Annotated in this window: 20 protein-coding genes; 10 read left to right on the top strand and 10 right to left on the bottom strand. The window is 72.2% G+C overall.

The features are described 5' to 3' along the window. Positions 1-136: 136 nt before the first annotated feature. The 4 genes from ACSNOD_RS12755 to ACSNOD_RS12740 all read right to left on the bottom strand — a co-directional run bounded on the left by ACSNOD_RS12755 (position 137) and on the right by ACSNOD_RS12740 (position 5,339). Positions 137-1,165, bottom strand: a complete 1,029-nt coding sequence (locus tag ACSNOD_RS12755) for a S66 family peptidase (protein ID WP_436766992.1) — start codon at positions 1,163-1,165, stop codon at positions 137-139. A 175-nt stretch (positions 1,166-1,340) separates the two neighbouring features. Continuing rightward, positions 1,341-3,383 (bottom strand): ABC transporter ATP-binding protein, encoded by a 2,043-nt coding sequence (locus ACSNOD_RS12750; protein ID WP_436766991.1) that lies wholly within the window; start codon positions 3,381-3,383, stop codon positions 1,341-1,343. A gap of 423 nt (positions 3,384-3,806) precedes the next feature. Further along, on the bottom strand, positions 3,807-4,259 hold the full coding sequence (locus ACSNOD_RS12745; RefSeq protein ID WP_436766990.1) for a YbhB/YbcL family Raf kinase inhibitor-like protein: 453 nt from the start codon (positions 4,257-4,259) through the stop codon (positions 3,807-3,809). 204 nt (positions 4,260-4,463) lie between these two features. Then, entirely contained in the window at positions 4,464-5,339 is an 876-nt protein-coding gene (locus ACSNOD_RS12740) for a glycosyltransferase family 2 protein (protein WP_436766989.1), read from the bottom strand. A gap of 187 nt (positions 5,340-5,526) precedes the next feature. On the opposite strand from ACSNOD_RS12740, the gene ACSNOD_RS12735 reads away from it, so the two are divergent. Beyond that, positions 5,527-6,009 (top strand): DUF2975 domain-containing protein, encoded by a 483-nt coding sequence (locus ACSNOD_RS12735; RefSeq protein WP_436766988.1) that lies wholly within the window; start codon positions 5,527-5,529, stop codon positions 6,007-6,009. Next, positions 6,009-6,230, top strand: coding sequence for a helix-turn-helix domain-containing protein (locus tag ACSNOD_RS12730; protein ID WP_436766987.1), 222 nt, complete (start codon positions 6,009-6,011; stop codon positions 6,228-6,230). The genes ACSNOD_RS12735 and ACSNOD_RS12730 overlap by 1 nt, the downstream gene beginning before the upstream one ends. Positions 6,231-6,346: 116 nt before the next feature. Here ACSNOD_RS12730 and ACSNOD_RS12725 read toward each other — a convergent pair whose 3' ends face one another. The 3 genes from ACSNOD_RS12725 to ACSNOD_RS12715 all read right to left on the bottom strand — a co-directional run bounded on the left by ACSNOD_RS12725 (position 6,347) and on the right by ACSNOD_RS12715 (position 8,566). Then, the gene (locus ACSNOD_RS12725; protein WP_436766986.1) at positions 6,347-7,078 is read right to left on the bottom strand and encodes a 2OG-Fe dioxygenase family protein; all 732 of its coding nucleotides are present in this window, start codon (positions 7,076-7,078) and stop codon (positions 6,347-6,349) included. Positions 7,079-7,154: 76 nt separating this feature from the next. After that, positions 7,155-8,261 carry an ACR3 family arsenite efflux transporter gene (gene arsB, locus ACSNOD_RS12720; RefSeq protein ID WP_436766985.1) on the bottom strand — a complete coding sequence of 369 codons (1,107 nt, stop codon included), beginning with the start codon at positions 8,259-8,261 and terminating at the stop codon, positions 7,155-7,157. Then, positions 8,258-8,566 carry an ArsR/SmtB family transcription factor gene (locus tag ACSNOD_RS12715; protein WP_436766984.1) on the bottom strand — a complete coding sequence of 103 codons (309 nt, stop codon included), beginning with the start codon at positions 8,564-8,566 and terminating at the stop codon, positions 8,258-8,260. The genes arsB and ACSNOD_RS12715 overlap by 4 nt, the downstream gene beginning before the upstream one ends. Before the next feature lie 83 nt (positions 8,567-8,649). Between ACSNOD_RS12715 and ACSNOD_RS12710 the strand changes: the two genes are divergently transcribed. Beyond that, positions 8,650-9,078, top strand: a complete 429-nt coding sequence (locus ACSNOD_RS12710) for an arsenate reductase ArsC (protein ID WP_436766983.1) — start codon at positions 8,650-8,652, stop codon at positions 9,076-9,078. A gap of 113 nt (positions 9,079-9,191) precedes the next feature. Beyond that, complete coding sequence (locus ACSNOD_RS12705; protein WP_436766982.1) at positions 9,192-9,659, top strand: ArsI/CadI family heavy metal resistance metalloenzyme; 468 nt, start codon at positions 9,192-9,194, stop codon at positions 9,657-9,659. A gap of 68 nt (positions 9,660-9,727) precedes the next feature. Here the strand turns inward: ACSNOD_RS12705 and ACSNOD_RS12700 are convergent, their stop codons facing one another. Continuing rightward, a complete protein-coding gene (locus ACSNOD_RS12700) occupies positions 9,728-9,889 on the bottom strand; it encodes a transposase (RefSeq protein WP_436766981.1) in 162 nt (53 codons plus the stop codon). Between the two features lie 64 nt (positions 9,890-9,953). After that, positions 9,954-10,475 carry an EF-hand domain-containing protein gene (locus tag ACSNOD_RS12695; protein WP_436766980.1) on the bottom strand — a complete coding sequence of 174 codons (522 nt, stop codon included), beginning with the start codon at positions 10,473-10,475 and terminating at the stop codon, positions 9,954-9,956. A 238-nt stretch (positions 10,476-10,713) separates the two neighbouring features. On the opposite strand from ACSNOD_RS12695, the gene ACSNOD_RS12690 reads away from it, so the two are divergent. Beyond that, the gene (locus ACSNOD_RS12690) at positions 10,714-11,253 is read left to right on the top strand and encodes a hypothetical protein (protein ID WP_436766979.1); all 540 of its coding nucleotides are present in this window, start codon (positions 10,714-10,716) and stop codon (positions 11,251-11,253) included. A 140-nt stretch (positions 11,254-11,393) separates the two neighbouring features. On the opposite strand, the gene ACSNOD_RS12685 is transcribed toward ACSNOD_RS12690, so the two are convergent. After that, a complete protein-coding gene (locus tag ACSNOD_RS12685) occupies positions 11,394-12,977 on the bottom strand; it encodes a GMC oxidoreductase (RefSeq protein ID WP_436766978.1) in 1,584 nt (527 codons plus the stop codon). A 321-nt stretch (positions 12,978-13,298) separates the two neighbouring features. Here ACSNOD_RS12685 and ACSNOD_RS12680 point away from each other — a divergent pair, with 321 nt between their 5' ends. The 5 genes from ACSNOD_RS12680 to ACSNOD_RS12660 all read left to right on the top strand — a co-directional run. After that, positions 13,299-13,778, top strand: coding sequence for a hypothetical protein (locus ACSNOD_RS12680; protein ID WP_436766977.1), 480 nt, complete (start codon positions 13,299-13,301; stop codon positions 13,776-13,778). Positions 13,779-14,110: 332 nt separating this feature from the next. Continuing rightward, positions 14,111-15,805 carry a hypothetical protein gene (locus ACSNOD_RS12675; RefSeq protein WP_436766976.1) on the top strand — a complete coding sequence of 565 codons (1,695 nt, stop codon included), beginning with the start codon at positions 14,111-14,113 and terminating at the stop codon, positions 15,803-15,805. Between the two features lie 38 nt (positions 15,806-15,843). Further along, positions 15,844-17,520, top strand: coding sequence for a hypothetical protein (locus ACSNOD_RS12670; RefSeq protein WP_436766975.1), 1,677 nt, complete (start codon positions 15,844-15,846; stop codon positions 17,518-17,520). Positions 17,521-17,611: 91 nt separating this feature from the next. Then, complete coding sequence (locus ACSNOD_RS12665) at positions 17,612-20,356, top strand: DUF6603 domain-containing protein (protein WP_436766974.1); 2,745 nt, start codon at positions 17,612-17,614, stop codon at positions 20,354-20,356. A 51-nt stretch (positions 20,357-20,407) separates the two neighbouring features. Further along, positions 20,408-22,656, top strand: a 2,249-nt coding sequence (locus ACSNOD_RS12660; protein WP_436766973.1) for a hypothetical protein, incomplete at its 3' end; no start/stop codon positions are given.

The raw sequence follows: 22,656 nt of genomic DNA, 5'->3' as shown, positions 1-22,656 counted from the left end.
CTGCGAGCCGTGACGGCGAGGCGCCCCCCGTACAACCGTCCCCACCGACAGCACCGGAGCCGCCGTACGGCCCTCGCGCCGGGAAGCCCTCGCGCCGGGGAGCGGAGGCGACGCGTACGGTGTCCGGGCCGGGCGGTCAGGCCAGCGTCTGCGTCAGTTCGCTGTGCGCCGAGGTGTGCACGACGCGGCCGCGCGCACCGTTGACGATGGTCAGGTACGGCGGGACGTGCCCGCATTCGACGTCGGCGATGATCGGCACGTTCAAGGGCCCGAGAGCGTCGAGCACGGCCTGGTGCTGGGTGAGGGAGGCGGCGTCGGGCGCGGACGTCCGCCCGACGAGGACCGCGTTCGCCGCGTCGAAGAAGCCGGCCAGCCTCATGCCGTGCAGGTTCCTGCAGATGGTGAAGGCGTCGCTGTCGGCCGCCTCGACGTACACGAGGAGCCCCTCGGGAGCCTCGGCTCGGGCGAAGGCCGCGACGTCGAGATAGGCCGTGCCCGTGAGGTTGCACAGCACCTCGACGCACCCCCCGATCAGGCGCCCCTCGACCTCCACGTCCCCGTCGCCGTCCAACCTGGTCCATCTGCCGGGGGTGTCGAGCGCGTACGCGCGTACCTCGGGGTGGGTGCGATAGTCGTCCCATCCCGCCGCTCGATGGCGGTTCGGCGGCACCTGCGCGAACCGGTGCCCGCGCGGGGCGGCGGCCACGTCGAGCCAGGACATCAGCCCCTCCGGCACCCGGTAGGGCGTGTCCATGAGGTTGTTGCCGTGCACGGTGGCCGTCCCCGTGAGGAGGGTCAGCGGCGTGATGACGGTCGAGATGTCGGAGAACCCGACGAACCAGGTCGGCTCGGCATCACGCAGCCGGTCCCAGTCCAGCAGCGGCAGCAGGTCGATGGCGGTCTCCCCGCCCCATGGCGGCACCACGGCCCTGATCGCGGGGTCCGTCAGCATCGACATCAGCTCGTCCGCGCGGTCGGTCGCGGGAGCGCTGACATGACCGGCCCCGTCCATGCAGCGGCCGAGGACCACCTCGTACCCCCGCCCCTCCACCTCGCGCACCGCCACGTCGAGGCGCCCGCGCAGCGCCGTCGGGACTCCGCTCGAAGGAGAGGTGACACCGACGCGATCACCAGGACGCAGGGGGCGCGGGTAACGAACGGCCATGCGCCGGATTCTGACACGCGGTTGGGGAAAGCGAACCCGGCCGGCGCGCGAACGTACGAGGTGCCCCGCCCGGTGCGTTCACGCACCGGGCGGGGGAGCCGTGACCGGGTCGGCCGGTGGACCGAGCAGCCGCCGCTCATCCGGTCCGACGGAGCAGGCGCCGCCTCATTCGGCCTTACTGCGCTCCCGCGCCCCGGGCCACCTGGGCTTCCGTGGCCACCCGGGCGTCCGCGGCCGCCCGGGTGGTGCCGGCGCCGCTCTGGCCGGGGATCGTGGGAGTCCGGAACTGGCGGGCCTGCAGCTCGTACGCCTCCCGGAAGGCCCCCGTACCCGTCGCGGGGTCCATGAGTTGCTCGAACGTGCCGTGCTCGACCACCCGGCCGTCCTCCAGGACGTAGATGAGATCCGCGTGGCGGACGCTGTGGAGGCGGTGGGTGATGAGCACGGTGGTCTGGCCGCTCCCGGCGAGGCGGTGGATCTGGTCGAAGACCCGCTGCTCGGCCACGGGGTCGAGGGCGCTGGTCGGCTCGTCGACGATCAGCACCCGGCCCTCCCGGTAGCGGGCGCGGGCGAGCCCGATCTTCTGCCACTGGCCGCCGGAGATCTCCTGGCCCCCGCGGTAGCCGCGCGCCAGCAGGGTGTCCTTGCCCCGAGGGAGGTCATCGATGACCTCGTCGGCCCCGGCGTACGCGGCGGCGGCGTCCACGGCGCCGTCGTCGATCGGCGCGGACGGCCGCCCGATGCCGATGTTCACCCGCGCCGTGAAGGGCCAGCGGTGGAAGTTCTGGGCGACCATCGCGATCCGGTCGAAGATCTCGGACCGCCGGGCCGTCGCCGCGTCCACGTCGCCCCACATCACCCGGCCGCTGTCCGGCGCGTACAGGGCGCACAACAGCCTGGTGACCGTGGTCTTGCCCGACCCGTTCCGGCCCACCAGGGCGACCGTCCTGCCCCGGGGGATGACGAGGTCGACACCGCGCAGGGACGGCTTGTCCGCGCCCGGATAGGTGAAGGTGACGTTCTCGAAGCGGATCTCCTCGGGGTGCTCCGGCAGATCGAGACCCGTCGCGGGAATGGCCCGCCGCTCCGCCTCCTCGCACAGCGTTTCGAGATCGGCGACGAACAGCGACTCCTCCTGCACATCGGTGATCCGCAGGACGAGGTCGGTGATGCTGGCCGAGCCGGTGCGGATCGCCAGCACGGCCGTACCGCCGACCGCCAGCGCCATCTCCCCGCCGGCCAGCAGCAGCCCGAGCACCGCGTACGTGGCGACGGTGGCCACGCCCCGGGCCGCGTCGGCGACCAGGCCGGTACGGGCACCGATCCGCGCGAGCCGGGTCTGCTCCCGCTCGCTCGTCTCCGCCATCCCGCGGAAGTGCTCCAGCAGGAACGGCCCCACGTCGTGGACGCGCACCTCGCCGGCGGCCTGCTGGTCGATCAGCAGCCGGCTCAGCAGCTGCGCCGCCCGGGCGTGCTGGACGAACCGGTGCCAGCTCGTGTACCGGTGCCGCGCCATCGTCAGCGAACTCCACGCGTTGGGCAGCGCCATGGCCATCAGCAGCGGCAGCAGCAGCGGATGCAGCACGGTGAGCACGCCCGCGGCGGCGACGAGCGAGATCGCCGAGGTGACCACGGCCGTGCAATGACCGATCATGCGCCGGGCGGACTCCGCGCCCCACTGGGCCGAGTCCATCAACTTGTGGAAGGCGTCGTCCTCGATCGCCTCCAGCTCCACCCGCGCCACGAGCCTCAGATACCGCTCGGTGGCCACGCGCTGCACCTTCGGTTCCAGGATGCCGGTGGCGGCCGAGGAGGCGGACTTGAGCACCGAGCCGACCACCGCCAGCGCGGCGATGACCACGAGCGACGGCAGGGCGGCCCGCAGCCGCTCGGCGGTGCTTCCCCGCGCGAGGAGCTCGACGAGCACCGCGTTCACCGCCACCAGCGAGATCGCCTGGGTGACGCCCCGTCCGATCTCGCTGCCGGCCACGGTGTGCAGGGTCCGGCGGTCGGCCCGGCGGGCCAGCCGCACCGCGATGGCCACCTGCTGGGGGAGCCCGGCGGCCATGGACCGCAGGCTCAGCTTCAACCACGCCCCATGGTGCTGGTTCCAGCCCAGGTCATAGGCGAGTTCGCCACCGAAGAGCAACCTTTCGGACGCGGACGGCTCCGACGCCGCCGGGCCCTCGTTCGGCGGCTCCACCCCCTGGGGCTCCACACCCTGAGGCTCTCCCTGGCGCTTCACGCCCCGACGTTTCGCACCCCGAGTCGTATCGGTCATGCCGACCACCCGGCGGCGGGACGCACCGAGCGGCGCACGGCGGCGTCAACACCGCGCCCGGCCGGCTCGCGCGGGGGACCGTCGGGCCGGAGATGTTCGATTGCGGCAGGTGGCTGTACGGGAGCGGGCACAGGAATCACGGCATCCTCCGGACGAGTGCACGAGGGGTACGGGTGCTCCAACAACGGCCCCGCGGAGGGGCCCGTCACGGGTGCGACCGCGGCTCGCGTCGAACGCGTGTTCCATGATGCGGCGAAGGCCAAGGGGCGCACGGGTACCGGCGGTTGGCGTTCGCTCGAACGGAACGGATCACTCCTTCGAGGCATTGCCGCCGCCCCGCCGCCGGATGCGGACGTCCCCTCAGCGGTGGTAGAGCCCCATGAGGTGGCCGCTGCCCAACTGCTCCTTGTCCACGGCCGCGTGTACGTCGTCAGCGGACGCGCCGTCCGGCAGGGAGACCGGCTCGGGGAGCGCGTAGAGACGGAAGAAGTACCGGTGCGCCTGGTCACCGGCCGGCGGATGGGGCCCTCCCCACCCGGGCTCCCCATAGCCGTTGCGCCGCTCCCGGCCGCCGGTGGGCACCTGCCCGGCCGCCACCCCGCCGCTCGTGGGGTCGATCCCGGTGACGAGCCAGTGGACGAAGGTCCCCGTCGGAGCGTCCGGGTCCTCGCACAGGAGGACGAGTTCGGCGGCGCCCTCGGGCACGCCCGCCCACGTCAGGTCGGGGGAGACGTCCTCCCCCTCCCGCGCGTAGCGGCGCGGGATGAAGGAGCCGTCGTGGAAAGCGCTGCTCTTGAGTTCGATTCCGGCCATGCTGCCGTCATACCCGGCCGTCGTGCCGTCGTACGGAACGGCCTGGCAGATGCACGCGACTGGCGCAGCAGCAGCGGCCTCAGCAGCGACCTCAGCCGCAGTCGCAACAGCCGCAACGGCCGTCACCGCAGCCGCAGCCACAGCCGTCACCGCGGCCGGCTCGGGTCGGCCTCGGGGCCGGGGCGGCGTCGCGGAAGGCCACGGTCACGCCGGGCCCCCGGCGGCCTTCTCCACCAGGCGGGCGGCACGCTCCACGTGCGGAGGCAGAGGGCGGCGGGCGCCCCACGCGGCGGGCAGGCGCGCGAGGGCGTCGCGCAGGCCGCGGCGGGCCGCGGCGTCGCGGCAGGCGTCGAGGGCCAGGTCGCGGGTGCGGGCGAGCGCGTACGGCACCGGGCGGCGCAGCCAGGCGGTGAGCAGCGCGTTACGGCGTACGACGGCGGGGCGGCCGGCGCGCGGGCCGGCCGCCGGATGGTGGTGGGCCACCACCTCCGGGCAGTGGGTGACGCCCCAGCCGCGCGCGGCGAGGTCGTACGCGAGCACCGTCTCCTCGCCGCCGATGAACAGCAGAGGGTGAAAGCCGCCCGCGTCGAGGTACGCGGTGCGGCGGACCACCGCGGCGCAGGCCACGAAGCCGAGCACCTGGACGCCGGGCAGCCCGTCGGCCGGGCCGAGTGGGGAGGCGGCGAGGACGTCGTTGAGGGGATCGGGGGTCTCGTCACGGCCCACGAGGACGCGGGCGGAGAGCAGGCCGAGCGAGGGGTGGCCGTCGAGGAGCGCCGCGGCGGTGCCCAGGCTCCCCGGCGCCCACCAGGAGTCGTCGTCGCTGAAGGCCACGTAGGGGGTGTCGAGGGCGCGCACGCCGTGAGTGCGCGCGAGCGGGCCGCGGTTGGCGGCCAGTGCCAGCACGCGTACCCGGGGGAACTCCCGGGCGACCAGGGCGCGGGTGTCGTCGGTGGAGGCGTTGTCGACCACGATGATCTCCGGTCGCTCCGGAAGTGCCTGCAGCTGGCGGAGGGCGACCTTCAGGTTGGCGGAGCGGTTGCGCGTGGCGATGACGATGCCTACGGCTGAGCGGTCCATGAGCGGCTCGCTGGGGGTGGGAGGGGCGGACTCGGACCGGCCGGTCCCCGCCCCTGGGCGTCGGTCAACAGCGTCGTCCGACAGTCGGCGGCCCGCAACCGCCGGGCGCGTCGGTGCGCGGACGCCCCCTTGCCTAACCTATCGCTTATCGATAGATTTCCATCGTTGCTCGATTGAAGGGGAGGCGATGGGAAAGCTGACAGTGCGTGCGCTGCGCGCCGTGCTCGTGGCGCTGCTGGCCGGCTCGGTGTTCGTCCAGGCGGTGCTGCTGCCGCTGCTGGCCATCGACATGCAGGAGTTCGACCGGCGCGTTCCGGTCGTCGTGATCGTGGCCCTGGGCGTGGTGACGGTCCAGGTCGTCCTGGTCTGCGTGTGGCGGCTGGTGACGATGGTGCGACGCGGGACGGTGTTCTCCCACGCCGCCTTCCGGTTCGTGCACATCGTGATCGGCGCGATGGTCGCGGCCGCGCTCCTGGTGTGCGCGCTCGGCGCGGTCCTGGCGCCGGGCGAGGCCGTGGCACCCGGCGTGGTGCTCCTGCTGGGCGGGGCCGCCCTGGCGGTCCTGGGGGTCGCGCTGATCGTGCTCGTGCTGCGGATGCTGCTCGCCCAGGCCGTGGCGCGCGACGTCGAGGCGACACGGATGCGGGCCGAGCTGGCCGAGGTCATCTGATGCCGATCGCCGTCGACATCGACGTGATGCTGGCCAAGCGGAAGATGTCCGTGGGCGAGCTCGCGGAACGCGTCGGAATCACACCCGCGAATCTGGCGGTCCTCAAGAACGGCCGCGCCAAGGCGGTACGGTTCACGACGCTCGCCGCGCTCTGCGAGGTGCTGGAGTGCCAGCCGGGGGACCTGCTGCGCTGGGAGGCGGGGGGCGCCGCGGAGGGGTGAGGCGCCGTGGAGGGTGAGGCGAGGGGCGCCGCTGGTGGCTTCGCCGCTGGGGCCGGGGCAAGCCGTCGGCGGCGATTGCCGGCGATGGCGATTGCCGGCGATGGCGGGATACGGGGTCAGCGCGGCAGCAGCGTGGTGACCAGCACGTCACGGCGTGCGGGCGCCGCGGGATCGAGCGGGTGGATCGGTGACACCTCGTGCAGGGTACGGCGGTCGTCGCCCAGCAGGAGGGCGCCCGGCTCGCCGAGCGTCGTCCTCAGCAGCGGCGCGCCGTCGGCGTCGTACACCACGCTCTCGCCGCCGGTGGCGTTCTCGCGCCCGATGAGCAGCGATGAGACCAGGGTGACGCCGTCGCGGTGCCGCCCCTCCGGGGTCGGCCGCCCGTCCTGGCCGGCGACGGCGACCACCCGGAACGGATGCACCATCACGGTCCACTCGGGCCGCTCGTCGAGGCAGCCGGCCACCTCGCCCAGCAGGGTGATCAGGGCTGCCAACAAGGGGTCGGCGACAAAGGCGGCGGTCAGCGGCGCGAAGTGGCGCTCGACCCCCGCGTACAGCGGATTGGTGGCCTCCGGCTGAAGGAACCCACCGTGCGGACGCGGGGTGATGTGCCCCGCGTCCGTCAGGGCGAAGGTCCCGTAACGGCGCAGTCGGCGGGTACCGTCCGTGGCCGCGTACGGGTCCGTCACCAGGTCGTCCCAGTGGGCGGCGAACCGCGCCCAGCCGTCGGCGTCCGTTCCGAGACGCGCCGACACATCCGCCGACGGCATCGCGTACGCCCCGGCCGAGAGCAGGGCCCGCCGGGCCGTTCTCGCCGGGTCCGCGTCCACTCGCGTGTGACTGGCCATGTCCACCATGGTCCGACGGCCCCCCGCCCGGCGCTCGTCGAGCGTCGCGGCCCGCGCGCCGGCCGCACCGAGTGGCTCAGGGAAGCCGGGACGGCCGAGCCGCGGCGAACCTGCGCCGCCAGGCGAGGGAGACGTGGACGAGGGCGACCAGGACGGGGACCTCGATGAGGGGGCCGACGACGCCGGAGAGCGCCTGGCCGGAGGTCACACCGAAGGTGGCGATGGCGACCGCGATCGCCAGCTCGAAGTTGTTGCCCGCCGCCGTGAAGGCCAGCGTCGCGGTGCGGTCGTAGGCGAGGCCGATGGCCTTGCCGAGGGCGAAGCTGCCGAACCACATGATCGCGAAGTAGGCGAGCAGGGGCAGTGCGATCCGGGCGACATCCGCCGGCCGGGAGGTGATCGTCTTCCCCTGGAGCGCGAAGAGGATCACGATCGTGAACAGCAACCCGTACAGCGCCCACGGACCGATCTTCGGCAGGAACGCGTCCTCGTAGCCCGCGCGGCCCATCCTCCGCTCGCCCAGGCGGCGGGTCAGAAAGCCGGCCAGCAGCGGAACGCCGAGGAAGACGACCACGTTCAGAGCGATCTTCCACAGGGAGATGTCGAGGTGCTCGCCGCTGCCGAGGCCGAGCCAGTTGGGCAGCAGGTCCAGGTAGAGCCAGCCGAGCAGGCCGAAGGCGACGACCTGGAAGACGGAGTTCAGGGCGACCAGGACGGCGGCGGCCTCGCGGTCGCCGCGGGCGAGGTCGTTCCAGATGATGACCATGGCGATGCAGCGGGCGAGGCCGACGATGATCAGGCCGGTGCGGTACTCGGGCAGGTCCGGCAGGAAGGTCCACGCGAGTGCGAACATCACCGTGGGCCCGAGGAGCCAGTTGACGACGAGGGAGGAGACCATCAGCTTCTTGTCGCCGGTGACGGCGTCGAGCCTGTCGTAGCGGACCTTGGCGAGCACCGGGTACATCATGATCAGCAGGCCGACGGCGATCGGCAGCGAGACACCGCCGATCTCGACCGCGGCCAGGGCGTCGTTCAGGCCGGGGACCAGGCGCCCCAGTCCCAGGCCGAGCCCCATGGCGACGAGAATCCACACGGCGAGGAAACGGTCCAGCGTGGAGAGCTTGGCGACGACCGAGGCGCCCTCGGTCTCCTCCGTGACGGCGGGCGCTTCGGCGCGGGTCACGGGCAGGACCTCTTCCGGCCGGCGGCGGTACGGGCGTGCTCGGCCAGCTCGGTGAACTGCCCGGCCAGGGCGGCGATGACCTCGGGCTTCAGCTTGTAATAGGTGAACCGGCCGCACGGCTCGGTCTCCACCACGCCCGCCTCGCGCAGCACCTTCAGATGGTTGGAGAGATTGGTCTGCCTGGCGCCCGTCTCCTCGACCAGATGCGTGGTGCACAGCGTTTCGTGGGCGAGCAGGGTCACGATCCTCAGCCTGAGCGGGTCCGCGAGCACCCGAATCAGATCAGCATCGACTGATGTCAGCATGGGCTGATATTGTCACATCATCGGTGGCTGACGCCAGCGGGCGCTGATGCGGCGCCTTCCCCCGCGAGACAAGAGAGATCCCGATGCCCGAGAAGTCCTCCGCCGAGAAGCCCTCCGTTCTCTTCGTTTGCGTCCACAACGCCGGCCGCTCCCAGATGGCCGCCGCGTGGCTGACCCGCCTGGCGGGTGACCGTGTCGAGGTCCGGTCCGCGGGCTCCGCCCCGGCCGACAGCGTCAATCCCGCCGTTGTCGAGGCGATGCGCGAGGTCGGCATCGACATCGCCGCCCAGACCCCGAAGATCCTGACCGTCGACGCCGTCCAGGCGTCCGACGTCTGCATCACCATGGGCTGCGGCGACGTCTGCCCCGTCTTCCCTGGCAAGGCGTACCTGGACTGGAAGCTCGAGGACCCGGCGGGGCAGGGCGTCGAGGCCGTTCGGCCGATCCGCGACCGGATCAAGGTGCTGGTCGAGGGCCTGATCGCCGAGATCGCCCCCGAGCGGACTCCGTGACCGCCGACATCCCGCCGCTGAATTGTCATTCATCTATGTTGACGTCCATCTAATCAGGTGCCACGCTGGTACTGCATCGACATCCGCCGATGCAGTCAGTGGGGAGGCATCTCATGTCCCGTGCCCAGCTCGCTCTGCGTGTCGCCGACCTGGAGGCGTCGATCACCTTCTACTCCAAGCTGTTCGGCACCGAACCGGCCAAGCGCCGCGAGGGCTACGCGAACTTCGCCATCACCGAGCCCCCGCTCAAGCTCGTCCTGATCGAAGGCGAGCCTGGCGAGGAGACCCGCCTGGACCACCTCGGTGTCGAAGTGGACTCGACCGAGCAGGTCGCCGCCGCCACCAGCCGTCTCAAGGACGCCGGCCTGGCCACCTTCGAGGAGAACGACACCTCCTGCTGCTACGCCCTCCAGGACAAGGTGTGGGTCCACGGCCCCGGTCGGGAGCCCTGGGAGGTGTACGTGGTGAAGGCCGATGTCGACACCCTCGGCAAGAGCGCCGCTTCCGGCGACGAGGATGCCTGCTGCGGCATACCGGGTGAGCCGGCCGCGGCCGCGGCGGGGTGCTCCTGCGGCTGCTGATCGGCGGGGCGGGGCGGCGCCAGGGGCGGCCGAGCTCGCCACCGGCCGCACGGCCGGACCAGGGTCTGTCAGGGCCCGTGGCGTTCCGGCAGGCCGCGCCACGAGATGCCGGTGCGCATCTTGTAGACGATCCCGTTGATGACCTGGCGGTCTGCCGCCCCTGGCCGCCCAGTGACGACCCGCGGCATCAGCGGAGCCAGCTGTCGTGACCAGGACGACGCGCCGGTCACCCCGCACAGGCACCCCCTCCACCCCCTTACGCCCCGTTGAGCCGCGGTGGTCGGCCACCGGGCCCTAGTACAAGGCCTCGCCCATCGGGCTGCTGTCGCCGACGATGTAGGCGCGGATCGATCCGAGGTACGCGTCGCGGTCGACCAGGCCGTCGCCGTCGCTGTCCAGCGCGTCGAACGCGGCGGCGGCGTTCTCCGGCGGGTTGTTCAGCGCGGTGCGCAACGCGGTGAACTCGGCCTTGTCCAGGGCACCGTCCCCGTCCGCGTCGGCGAGGTCGAAGAGCGCGCCGAGCGCGAAACGGCAGACGGTGTCGAACTTGTCGGCGCCCACCCAGGCGTCGTACTCGTCGAAGGTCAGCCTCCCGTCACCGTCCGCGTCCATCTCGCCCCAGGCCTTGAGACCTTCCGCGCGGGCGGCGACGACGAGCGGGTCGTCCTCCGTACGCCCCGTGGCCACGACGGTCCGGTCGATCCGGGAGAGGTAGTCGTGCCGGGTGACGACCCGGTCCCCGTCGGTGTCCATCATGGCGAACACGCGCACCCTCGCGGCGGTGGCGGCTGTGGCGGCGGCACTCCTGCGGCTCACTCGCTTCTCCTCCTGATCGGTTCCGGCCCGAACGCTCGACAAGGCTCGTTCGGCACTCGTCCGGCGCTTCCTACCCGGCGTGTGCCGGACGGCAAGCGGACCGCCGGGAGGGCAGGCGTGTGCGACAGCGCGCCGCGGCAGACGCGCGCCGGCGCGCACTCCAAAGGTTTCGGATCGATCGACACACCGCCGGGTAGCCACGTGCCGGTAACCGCAACAGGACTTCATGGAGGTGCGCGTGGTACGCAAGCGCGGTGTGACAGTGATGCTCGGCTCCCTGGCGCTCTTGGTCTCGTCGCTGGTGTGGGCACCGGCCGGACAAGCCGGAACAGCGGGGCGCGGGGCCGTCGACTGCACGGGCACGTCCCACAGCCGCTACGAGCCGCCGCTCACCCTCCTGCCTCGGAAGACCCGCAACCACGCCGACGTGCGCTACACCTGCACCGTGGGCCCCGGCGGCCGCACCATCCCGGCCACCAGTTCCTTCGACGCCTTCGCACCTTCGGCGTCCTGTGTCTCCCTCTCCGGCGCCAGCGGCAGGGAAGTCGTGCGCTACGCCGACGGCGGCACGTCGGTGATCGTCATCGACGGCGGCACCACCGCCCGCGTGGCAGGCGTCCTGGTCGTCCTGCAGTCGGGCCGGGTCACCGAGGGCCGCGGTGCAGGCCACCTCGTACGCCGGACCGTGACCGCGCTGCCTCAGCAACTCCCCACGGACTGCCTCGCCACCGGTCTGCGGGGCACCCGGAGCGCGGTGCGGCTGCAGATTCTCCCCTGACAACCGGCCCACCACCCGGGGCCACCGCACCGGCGCGGTCAGCGCCCGAGGCTCAGGGCGCGCGCCGAAACTGCCGCGGCCGCGCCGTCGACCCACGCGGGGAGACGGACAGCGGACGGCACAGCGGTGCGCGCCCCGCCTCACCCACCCGCGGCGATGATGCCGGACAGCGCGCGTTCGGCGATGGCCGCGATCGTCAGGGACGGGTTGGCGCCGCCCACGTTGCCCGGCAGCAGCGAGCCGTCCACCACGTACAGGCCCCTGCAGCCCCTGACCCGGCCCTCCAGGTCGGTGGAGCGGCCCAGGACGCATCCGCCGACGGGGTGGCCGGTGAAGGTGTACGGATTGTTCAGCGTGATCGGGAGGCTGCCCGGGTTGGCCGCGATGACGCGGGCGCTGAAGGCGAGCGTGGACCGGGCCGCGGCCGCCGACTTCTCCCTCGTCCAGTCGGCCAGCACCACCCGGCGGCTCGACGGGTCGTACCGGAAGGTGCCCCGGTGGTCGGTGTCCACGGTCATGGCGAAGGTCGCGGTCGCCGGAAGGCTGGCGTAGCCGGACAGCAGCCAGTTCTCCACGCGCAGGGGGAGTTCGAACTCCGTGGGGAAGAAGGCGGTGGACGCGCAGGGCGCGCCCTGGACGGGACCGATCGGTTCCAGGGGCTGGGAGCGCAGGTTCACCTGGTCCCCGTTGTCCCCGAATCCCGTGCCGACGGTGTCCGGCAGGTCCGGCAGGCGGCCCTCCTCCCGGGCGGCCACGAGGAGCCGGTTGGTGTTGAGCGTGCCGGCCGCGACGAAGAGCATGTCGCAGGTGTACTCGGTGGTGCCGAGGACGGTGCCGTCCTCGTCCAGCCGCCGTACGACGACGGAGTAGGCGCCGCCGCGTGTGCGGCCGATGGACCGCACCTCGTGCAGGGCGCGCAACTGCACGTTGCCGGTGGCCAGAGCGGCGGGCAGATACGTGCGGGTGAGATCGCGTTTGGCCCCGTTGCCGCAGCCGAAGTCGGACTCGCCGATGGTCGCCGACGGTGGGACGGCGCCGGCGAGTTCCTGCCGGACGACACGCCAGTCGAAGGTCGAGTCGATGGCGTGTGTCGCCATCCGCGCTCTGGCCAGTTGCCGGTCCCACAGCCGGGAGTGGGTGAAGGGCGCGGAGTCGTAGACGTCCCGGGGCATCGGGCTGGGGCGCAGCATGGTCCGCACCAGGGGGCACCAGCGCCCGGCGAACTCGTCGTAGCGCAACCCGGCCGGGTACAGCCTCTCGAAGTAGGGCCGGGGCGGGGCGACCGTCACCCCGGTGTAGACGATGGAGCCGCCGCCGACGGCCGCCCCGCAGGCGATGTCGAGGTTGCGCTCCTCGGAGACCTCCATGACGCCGGGCGCGGGAGGGACGGGGAGGGGCAGCATGCCGGGCCAGCGGGTGGTGTGGCGGAACCAGAACATCGTGTTGGTGATCCTGGTGGAGGAGCCGAACTCGGGCCGGTCGGGGAGTGTGGGCCACTCCCGGCCGCGCTCGACGACCAGGGTGTCGACCCCCGCCTGCCCGAGGCGCAGGGCGGCGACCGAGCCGCCGAAGCCCGAGCCGATCACGAGGGCGCGGAAGTGTGTGCGGGACGCGGCGGCGGCGTAGGCCCGGCTGCCGGGCCCGCCGAGGGCGGCACCGGTGAGCCCGGCGAGCAGCCCCTTGGCCGCCAGCCCCAGCAGTTTCCGGCGATGCGGATCGACCACGAACTCTCCTGGTGTGCTGCGAGACGGCGAGACGGCCGGCTCCCGGTCCGGCTCGCGGCTCCCGGGTCCGGCCCGCCGCCCATGGTGCACGGGGCGCTTCTCATACGCGGTGATTTGCCGCTGTGTCGTCCTTTCGGGGCTTGTTGGGGCGATTCCGCATACGCGCGCCTGCTGTCGTGATCGCCCCTGCGCCGAGCCGCGGGCCTCATCCGTGCGACGCCGGGGCCTCATCCGCGCGACACCGGGATCGCGTGTTCGAACATGCGTATGATCATCGAGCCCGGGGCCGGCCCGGGCCCTTTCTTCCTCAGGGGGACCCTCATGTTCCGACGTCTTGCCGCGGTCACGGCGGCCGCCGCTGGCGCCCTCGCACTGTGTGCCTCGCCCGCCGTCGCCAGCCCCACGGTCAACTGGAAGCCCGTGGACACCAACAGCAGCTGGGACTGCCCCAAGTACGTGGCGCACCAGGCCTACAAGGGCGTCTGGGGCGGGCTGAATTTCAAGACCTGCATCGTGACCAGGAACGTGGGCAAGAACGGCCACGCGCAGGCCGTGCTCGTCGTGCAGAACGCCACGCGGCACGACGTCTACCTGGAGAAGGGGCGGATCGTCTTCCAGTCGGCCGAGGGCGGCGACGTGTGGTGCGCGCCGACGAACCTGGCCGTCGGGGCCACGGCCGGATGCTACGGGCCGCTGGTCGACGTCCTCGACTGCAACCGCACGACCCGCGCCGACACCGAACTGACCACTCTCGGCCGTAAGCAGGGCGACTTCAACACCGGCGCCGACGCCCCCTGCTGAGGAGCGAACAGCGGCGGTCCGCCCGTGCGTCGTACGCGCGTGGCGTCCGCATGACGGTCGTCGGGAACGGGTATCGCCTGTTCCTGACGACCGAACAGAGCAGGCGATGAACAGCCCCTCCGATCAGGCCAACGTTGCGGCATACCGGAGCGAGGGGTTTCCGCGGCCGTTCGCCGTCACCGCCCGGCCGCGGGAAGGGCGGTGGCGGCGAACGCGTCCCGACCGACACCCATTTTCAGCCGTCCCGGGGGTGACGCACAGGGTGTGCCGCGTTGACGGTGCGTGTTCGGTCCGGTGATGATTCGTCGCCGGTCGCACACGAGGAGTCACCCATGGCGGGGCACGCGATAGACACGTTCTTCACGGTCACCAATGCCGAGGGGACCCGGATCGGACACGCGGTCCAGGGCGCGCGGGTCGCCCGCTGGAACTGGACCGACGGGCGGATGTACGACGTCGACGCGGTGCCGCTGGCGCAGCGCTGGCCGCAGTTGCCGGAGGCGTTCCGGCTGGGCTTCGACGCCGCCCTGACCACACCGGCGGACAATCCCTGGACGTGGGTGTTCCGTGGCAGCCAGTGTCTGCGGCTGCATCCGGTGGACGGCACGATCGGTGAACTGACCACCATCGCCGCGCGCTTCCCCGGGCTGCCCACCGTCTTCACGCAGGGCATCGACGCGGCGCTGCCCGGCCCCGGCGCCAACGAGGTATACCTGTTCAGTGGGGACCAGTGCGCCCGCTACGACTTGCGCGTGCCGGCGGTGGTCGAGGCGAAGTCGATCGCCGAGACATGGAGTGGACTGACCGCCAAGGCGCCGGAGTTCGCCCACGGGCTGGGAGCTGCCACGTACGACCCGGAAAGCGGCCACTGCTACCTCTTCCGTGGCGGCCAGTACGCCCGGGGCGCGCTGGCCACGGCCACCATCGACCAGGCCGCGGCACCGGTGACCGGGTCGGCGTGGCCGGGGCTGCTGCCGGCTTTCACCCGCGGACACCTGATCACCGCCTCGGACATCAGGGCCGCGTACGCCCTCGACCTGGAGTCCGGGGAGAGCGCGCCCATGGGCAACGAAGGGTCGCCCACGACCACCCCGGACGGCCGTTACCTCCATCTCCTCAGAGGCGGCGCATACCCTCGGTGGACCTGCATCGATATGGCCGAAGGCAGACAACTCTGGGCCGGTGCCGGGGATATGACCGGCCGGCGCGTGACGTTCAGCCGGGACGGCCTCCTGGCGTACTTCCTGCCCTGGAATCAGCACAGCGACTCCTACGGAAATCTCACGATCGCCGACCCGCTCACCCCAGGCACTGTCGCCATGATCCACCTTTTCGATCACGATCAGACCGGGGCCGGGAGCGGTGGCGTCATCGGAGCCGACGTCCCGGAGGTTCAGCCCCCGCAGTCCCAGGACGAGGGCCCGGCGGACAAGAGTGGAATGCCCGGATCGCGCTGGCCGGTCGCGCCTCCCGTGGCGCTCACGCCGGCCGGGGACATGGCGTATGTCGGATTCCACACGGGCCAGGCGTACCGCATGCTCGAAGTGGACCTGGTCGAGCGACGGGTACGGCAGACCTTCCATGTCCCCGACGCCGGAGCGCCCCTCGACATACTGATCGACGCGGACGCGAGGACCGCCCACGTCGCCCAGGAACGGGGCACGTGCGCGATCGACCTGCATACGGGTGCCGTCGTACGGCAGGGTGTCCTCCCGCCGTGCCGCGCGCTGATGTTCACCCCTGATCGCGGCGAGCTGTGGTGCCTGCCCGCAGCCGACCATGGTGGCGTCCTGGTCGCCGACCCGGCCACCCACACCGTTCTGCGGCGCATCCCGATCGGTGGTCACGGTGGCCTCGGCACTGGCGTCAGCCTGGAATTCAACCACTTCGGCACGTATGCCTACGTCCTGCTGGACGGTGGGACAGAACTCACCGTGATCGACGTGGCTGCCCGCCGGGCAGTCAGCGTCCATCGCACGGGAGTGTCGAGGCCTGGCGACTACCGGATCGCCTACACCACCTACTGAGCGCCTGATCCGCCACCAGCATTTCCAGGGAGCCACCCATGCCCGCCACCCCGCCCGTCCTCGACGCCTTCCTCACCGTCACCGAACCCGACGGCCGGGAAACCGGCTTCGCCGTTCTGGGCGGCCGCGTCGCCCGGTTCGACTGGGCGGCCGGCCGCATGGCGAGCGGCGCCCGGCCGCTGGAGCGCCAGTGGCCCGCGCTGCCCACCGCGTTCCGCACCGGCTTCGACGCCGCCATGGCCACCGACAACCTCTGGGCGATGGTCTTCCGCGGCTCCCAGTGCCTGCGGCTGAACCCGCTGACCGGGCAGGTCGCCGAGATCACCACCATCGCCGCCCGGTTGCCCGGCCTGCCGCAGCCGTTCCAGCAGGGCATCGACGCCGCACTGGCGGGCGGGCCGGGGAACGAGGTGTACCTCTTCGCGGGCGATCAGTGCGCCCGCTACGACCTGCGGGCCATGACCGTGCTGGAGACGGCGCCGCTGGAGCGGATATGGGCCGGACTCGCCCAGCACGCTCCGGAGTTCACGGCCGGGATCGACGCCGCCGTCCGGCACCCCTCCCAGGGAACGTTCCACTTCTTCCGCGGCGACGCCTTCACCCGGGGAACGCTCGCCACCCGTACGGTCACCGACGCCGCGCGGCCCGTCGACGACACCACCTGGCCGGGGCTGTCAGCGGCGTTCGCGGCCGGGTTCGCCTATGTGCAGACGGGCATACACAGCGGATCGGGGAAGGTCGACGTGATCGATCTGGACGGCGATCAAGTCGTCCATACCCTGGACATCGCGCCCTTCGACGATTCATCCGACACGCTGCAGCTGAGCCCGGACGGGCGGCTGCTCTATGTGTGGACTCGTGACCACTGGTCGTGCGTCGACACCGGCACCCGTCACGTCGTCGCCGAACTGCACCCGGGCGACGACGAGATGCCGGGCGGCGGTGTGTGCTTCAGTCCTGACGGTTCCCTGGTGTACTGCGCCACCAATCATCGGGGACAGGGCGGGCGGCTCTTCCTGGACACCTACAGGGCCGGCACCGACCAGCGAACCCAGCGGATCGAATTGCGGGCAGGCGACCTGTTCGCCGCCCTCGGCATGCCGCCCGTGGCCGACGGGGCGATGGGAAGTTCCCTATGGAGCAGCTACAGCCGGCCGGTGATCTCCCCCGACGGCCGGTACGTGTACGTCGGCGCGGACCTCGACGGCCGGGGCGTGGTCGTCGAGGTGGACGTTCAGGCGGGGCGGATGCGCCAGGCGTTCCGTATTCCCGACGGCAGCGGAGTGGACGCGGTGGCCGTCTCGCCCGACGGCATCCACCTGCATGCCGGCGGAAGCGGAGTCGTCACGTTCGACGTACGGAACGGAACGGTCGTGTGCCAGCAGACGCTGCCGCGCTGCACGGTCCTGGCCTTGCCGCCTGACGGAGACGGCCTGTACTGCCTGCCCTGGGACAGCAAGGAAGGCATTCTGGTCGCCGACCCGCTCACCCACGCCGTCCGCCGCCGCATCCCGGTCGGTGGCTCGGGCGGCCCCGGCACCCCGCATGCCATCGCCTTCGACTACGCCGGAACCTTCGCCTACGTCAGCGACGATCACTCCCACACCGTGGCAGTGGTGGACACCGAGACATACGACATGGTCCGGGCCGTCCCGATGCGCGACGGCCAGCGCCCGATGAGCATCGCCGTCAGCCCGTACTTCGGCTCCTCCTGACGCCCATACCTCACGCCCGGGCCCCGCCCGCACACCGACCACCACCACACACCAGACCGGCCGACGCAGGGCCAGGGGGGAACCGACCGCCGTGACACCGGTTGAACGCCAGTACATGACGCTCCGCGAAATCCTGAACGAGGTGGAGTTGGGGGGCCTGGAGCTTCCGGACGATCTCGTCCCGGGCCTGGAGAACGTCCGCATTTACGAGGGTCAGACCACCCGGGAAAAGCTGATCACCGGACACTTTCCCGGCTATGGCGACGAGCCGGGCGGCCCGACACCCGTCGACGGCGTGTTCGTCTCGGTCAGCCGGGCCGGCTTCCCGGCGGTGAAAGCCTTCATCCTGAGCGTGCGGGTCGGGTTCGACGGCTCCACCCTGCCGTTGGTCGGCGACGGGATACCCGAGGGAGCACTGACCTTCCCGCTCCTGCGCATGCTGTACGTCTCCGAGCCGCTGGACAATCAGCTGACGGATCGACTGAACCAGGTGCTGGCCGATTACGATCTCTCCCCATCGATCTTCCCCCGCCCCAGCGTGGCGCTCCAGGACGTCTGGGAAAAGGGCCTCACCGGCGTTCTCACCTGGAAGGTCAACGGCGGCGAGATGCCCGCCATCAGCGTGCACTACCTCAAGGAGAAGGACGAGGAACCGAAGCCGGACAAGGAGATCGCCTTCCCTGGCCTGCCGGTGTCCTACGGGCCGCTGGAGATCGCGGCGCTCAAGCGGGGCAAGGACAAGAAGTACCTGCGCATCTATTTCGTCGGTGAGATGCGCATCGCCGGATCGGTGTTCTCCCTGGACGGCCTCGGATTCGTCATCCCGCTCAAGCTGGGCAGGGTGCCGCGGTACCAGCTGGCCGGAGCCGCTCTCGCGCTGCGCCGCAGTGCTCCGCCGATGGCCATCGACGCGATGCTGCGCTGGTCGGGCAGCAAGGACGACGAGACAGCCGGCGGGCTGCTCGGCCTGGTCAGGGTCAGCACGCCGATGGTCGAGGTGATGGGCGCGGGTGGGTTCTCGCGGGCCGCGGCCGGGTATGCGACGGTGTTCCTGTATGTGGAGGCCCTGCTGGCGGGCGGGCGTTCGCTGTTCGGGCCGCCGCCGTTCACGGTCACCGGTGTGTCGGGCGGCTTCGGCCTCAACAGCCGGGTGATCCCGCCCAGCGCCGCTCAGCTGCCCGACTTCCCCCTGATCGGGCGGCTGAACGACGCCCCCGCCCTGCCGGGCGCTCCGGCGCCGGAGCCGCCGGAGCCGATGGAGATGCTCGACCGGCTCGCCGGCCCGGCCGGCTGGGTGCGGCCCGAGGAGGGCTCGTACTGGGTGGCCGCCGGGGTGCGGTTCACCTCCTTCCGGTTCATCGAGACGCAGGCTCTGGCCCTGATCGAGTTCGGCAACCGGCTCAATCTGATGCTGCTGGGGCGCACTTCCATCAGCCTGCCGAAGAACGCTCTCCCCGGGGCGAAGGAGTACGCCCGGCTCAACATCGACCTGCGGCTGGCGTACCTGTCCGACCAGCACCTGCTCGCGCTCGACGTGGCGGTCGCCCCCGGCTCGTACATCCACGACCCGGCCTGCCGTCTCACCGGCGGCATCGCCGTGCACGTCTGGACGGGCGGCGACAAGGCCGGCGACTTCGTCATCAGCCTCGGCGGCTACCACCCGCAGTTCCCGGTGCCCGCGCACTACCCCATGCCCGCCCGCCTGGGCCTGGAGTGGAACCCGTGCAGCCGGGTCACCGTCCGGGCCACCGGCTACACGGCACTCACCCCGGGCGCGGTGATGTTCGGTGGCGCACTCGCCGCCCGCTACGAGAAGGGGCTGCTGAGCGCCTGGTTCACAGCGCATCTGGACGCGCTCATCCAGTGGAAGCCGTTCTATCTGGACCTGGCGCTGGGCATCTCCATCGGTGTCGCCTTCACGATCAAGGTCTGGTTCGTGAAGGTTCGCGTGTCCATCGAGGTCGGTATCGACCTGCAGTTGTGGACCCCGCCGATGGGCGGCAGGGTCACCGTCAAGGTGTGGTTCGTCGCGTTCTCGTTCGACTTCGGTTCGGCCCGGGCCGGTGCCCCGCCGGTGCCGTGGAGCGAGTTCCAGATGCAGCTGCCCGCGCCTGTGCGGACCAAGCCGGAGAAGGGCCTGCTGCTGGACGTGGACTCCTCGGAGAGCGAAGCGCGCAGCGCGGCGGGAGCGCCGCTGCTGGCCTCCCCGGACGGCTTCGCGTTCTCCACCGAGTCGGCGTTGCCCGCCTCCGAGGTGCGCATCAACGACAAGGTGTACGCCACCGCCGACCCCATCGACATCCGGCCGATGCGCAAGCGGGGCGTCACCTCCCGGCACCTGGTGCGCATCCAGAAGGGCGACCTCGACTTCGACCCCGTGGCCAACGACTGGCAGATCACCGTGCAGCGCCGGGGCCTGCCCCGCTCGCTGTGGGGCCGTCCGCTGGCCGACCCGGCCGACGCGACCCACGAGGACGGCCTCGTTCCCGGGCTGATCACCGGGCTGCATTTCGAGGTGCCCAAGCCCGAACTCGGCACCGGACTCGGTCCGGTGAGCTCGCGCTCCCTCGGCTTCGAACCCCTGCCGGACGGCGCCACGCCGCTGCGGAACGCCGCCCCCGCCGGCCCCGCCCCGCGTGTCGCGGACGACACCATCGGCGTGATCACCACCACGCTCGCCGCACCGGAGACCGCCGCCCGGCGCTCCGCCGTGTTCGCCGCCCTGGGCCGACTGGGTCTGCAGCCCGCCGAGAACGCCGACTCCCCGCTGGTGGCCTACGCGGAACTGGCCGGCCGCACGATGGTCAACGCCCCCATGGCGACGGACGCGGCCTGACCGGTGGCCCTTCCCACCCACTCCCTACTCACCCACCCGGAGGTGACCACCGTGCGGGAGACCGACGGTCCCGAGCTCCATGTCTTCTTCCACGACCATCTCACCCCGCACGCGGGCGCGGGCGTCTACACCGTGCTGGCCACCCACGAGCTCTACGACGCCGACGGCAGCCGCCTGGACACGGCGCCCCCGCTGCCGGTCAGCGAGCAGAGCTACGAGATCCGGGCGGCCCGCTTCGTCCTCGACGACGGCTCGGTGCACGCCCACTACCCGGCGGCGGGCAGCGCCGGCTCCTACGACACCGTGCTGCCGCACATCACCCTGACCCGGGCCGTGCTGCCCTGGGAGCGGGAGCTGTCCGGCCTGCGGGCCCGCGCCCACGCGCCGTGGATCGCGCTGCTGGTCTTCCGCGAGGGCGAACTGCAGGACGACCCCGGCGCGCTCGGCGACACCGTGACACGCACCGTGGCGGAGCTGGTGGACCCCGCCGAGCCCGGCGTCATCGGGCCCACGCTGCCCGCCTCCTCACTGCCGCAGGACGTACGGGCCGGCAAGTGCGCCACCATCGACGTGCCGGCCGCCGTGTTCCGCGCGATCGCGCCCTGGCAGGACGAGATGTACTACCTCGCGCACGTACGGGACGTACAACGGCCCGAACAGCGGGCCGGCGAGGAGGAACTCACCGAGGGCCGGTACGCGGTCGTCGCCGCCAACCGCTTCCCCCGCACCCCCGGCCGCTACGCCGCCCACCTGGTCTCGCTGGAGGGGTACGAGCCGCACCTGGTGCCCTCCCCGCCCACCGGGCACGAGACGGTCCGCCTGGTGTCGCTGCACGCCTGGTCCTTCCAGCACGACCCCGAGGGCTCGCTCGACACCGGCGCGCTGCTGCGCGGGCTCGTCGCCCCCGGCGACGACGACCCGGAGAACCTCGCCCTGCGGCTGACCCCGCCCCCGCCCGGGCAGGACGGGGACGCGGCCGAGGCGTACGCCCGCGGGCGGCTCGCGCTGGGCCACGTCCCGGTGCCCTACCGCACGCTGTCCGGTGAGCTCACCTATGCCTGGTACCGGGGCCCGGCCACTCCGGTCACCGCCCCCGAGGTCCCGGGGCAGGTCGCCGAGAAGGGTCACACCACCGCCGACCACGCCCTGGTGTACGAGGCCGAGCACGGCCTGTTCGACGTCAGCTACGCGGCCGCCTGGACGCTGGGCCGCACCGCGGCCCTGGCCGACCCCTCCTTCGCCTCCGAGATGACCCGCGCCCGCCGGGACCTGGCCAACCAGGCCGCGGCCATCCGGGCGACCGCCGGCGACCCGGCGCGCTCGCGCACCGGCACCGGTCCCGGCGCGAGCGCCGGCCGGGGCCTGGGCGGACTGCGCGAACTCGCCGAACCGGCCGGTGTCCCGCTCGCCGAAGCGCTCGCCGCCCCGACACCGGACGAGCCGGCGCCGGTCGCACCGCAGCGAATACGGCACGACCGGGCCGCCGGCCGCGCCGCGCTGGCCTCGGCACGGGCGGTGGAACTGCTGTCGTCGACCGCGGCCCGCACCGCCCGTTCGCTCGCCGACTGGCTCGACCGGCTCGCCCTGCTCCACGGCATCCCGTTCAACCACCTCGTACCGGACGAGCGGATGCTGCCGGCCGAGTCGCTGCGCATGTTCCGCGTCGACGAGGGGTGGCTGGACGCCGTCGTCGCCGGCGCCGCCGACCTCGGCCTGCACACCAGCGCCGACCGCGACCTCGACCCGCACTTGCGCGCGGCGGTCGCGGCCCGGCGCACCCCGGCCCGCAAACCCGCGGCGGGACTGCTCATCCGGTCCGTCCTCGTCCGGACATGGCCGGACTTCCCGCTGGCCGCTTCTGTCGACGGGGCGCCGGTGGCGGTGCTGCGGCAGGACCGGATCGCCGAGGACACCCTGCTCGTCCTCTTCGGCGAAGTCCCCGACACCGTGCAGATCATGGAGCCGGGCCAGGGCATCCACTTCGGCATCGACGAAGGGGACGTCATCTCGATACGCAGCATCGGCGGGCCGGGCGCACCGCCCGTGGGCGAACCGCTGGACCGGACCTACCCACCGCTGGACGACCCCGACGGCGCCACCGTCTTCACCCGCCATCTGCGGCCCCGGCCGTCCGGAGAGACCCCGGACGTCCTGCGGCTGCGCGGTGCGGACGGGCTGGTGCCCGCGCTCGCGGGCGCGTACGGGCGGGACGACCTCGACGACCTCACCCCGGGCCAGTTCGCCGTGAACCTGGTCAACGCCCCGCAGCTGCAACGTCTCAGGCCCCGCCCGGCCGCCCC

The organism is Streptomyces sp. URMC 123, from assembly GCF_051386515.1.
Taxonomy (GTDB): Bacteria; Actinomycetota; Actinomycetes; order Streptomycetales; family Streptomycetaceae; genus Streptomyces.
Note: the sequence above shows the minus strand (reverse complement) of the source record. Positions and strands in the feature narration are given on the sequence as shown.

Coding starts and splice junctions, on each gene's coding strand:
- ACSNOD_RS12755 (WP_436766992.1), bottom strand. CDS start 1,165: ATGGCCGTTCGTTACCCGCGCCCCCTGCGTCCTGGTGATCGCGTCGGT.
- ACSNOD_RS12745 (WP_436766990.1), bottom strand. CDS start 4,259: ATGGCCGGAATCGAACTCAAGAGCAGCGCTTTCCACGACGGCTCCTTC.
- ACSNOD_RS12740 (WP_436766989.1), bottom strand. CDS start 5,339: ATGGACCGCTCAGCCGTAGGCATCGTCATCGCCACGCGCAACCGCTCC.
- ACSNOD_RS12735 (WP_436766988.1), top strand. CDS start 5,527: ATGGGAAAGCTGACAGTGCGTGCGCTGCGCGCCGTGCTCGTGGCGCTG.
- ACSNOD_RS12730 (WP_436766987.1), top strand. CDS start 6,009: ATGCCGATCGCCGTCGACATCGACGTGATGCTGGCCAAGCGGAAGATG.
- ACSNOD_RS12725 (WP_436766986.1), bottom strand. CDS start 7,078: ATGGCCAGTCACACGCGAGTGGACGCGGACCCGGCGAGAACGGCCCGG.
- ACSNOD_RS12715 (WP_436766984.1), bottom strand. CDS start 8,566: ATGCTGACATCAGTCGATGCTGATCTGATTCGGGTGCTCGCGGACCCG.
- ACSNOD_RS12710 (WP_436766983.1), top strand. CDS start 8,650: ATGCCCGAGAAGTCCTCCGCCGAGAAGCCCTCCGTTCTCTTCGTTTGC.
- ACSNOD_RS12705 (WP_436766982.1), top strand. CDS start 9,192: ATGTCCCGTGCCCAGCTCGCTCTGCGTGTCGCCGACCTGGAGGCGTCG.
- ACSNOD_RS12680 (WP_436766977.1), top strand. CDS start 13,299: ATGTTCCGACGTCTTGCCGCGGTCACGGCGGCCGCCGCTGGCGCCCTC.
- ACSNOD_RS12675 (WP_436766976.1), top strand. CDS start 14,111: ATGGCGGGGCACGCGATAGACACGTTCTTCACGGTCACCAATGCCGAG.
- ACSNOD_RS12670 (WP_436766975.1), top strand. CDS start 15,844: ATGCCCGCCACCCCGCCCGTCCTCGACGCCTTCCTCACCGTCACCGAA.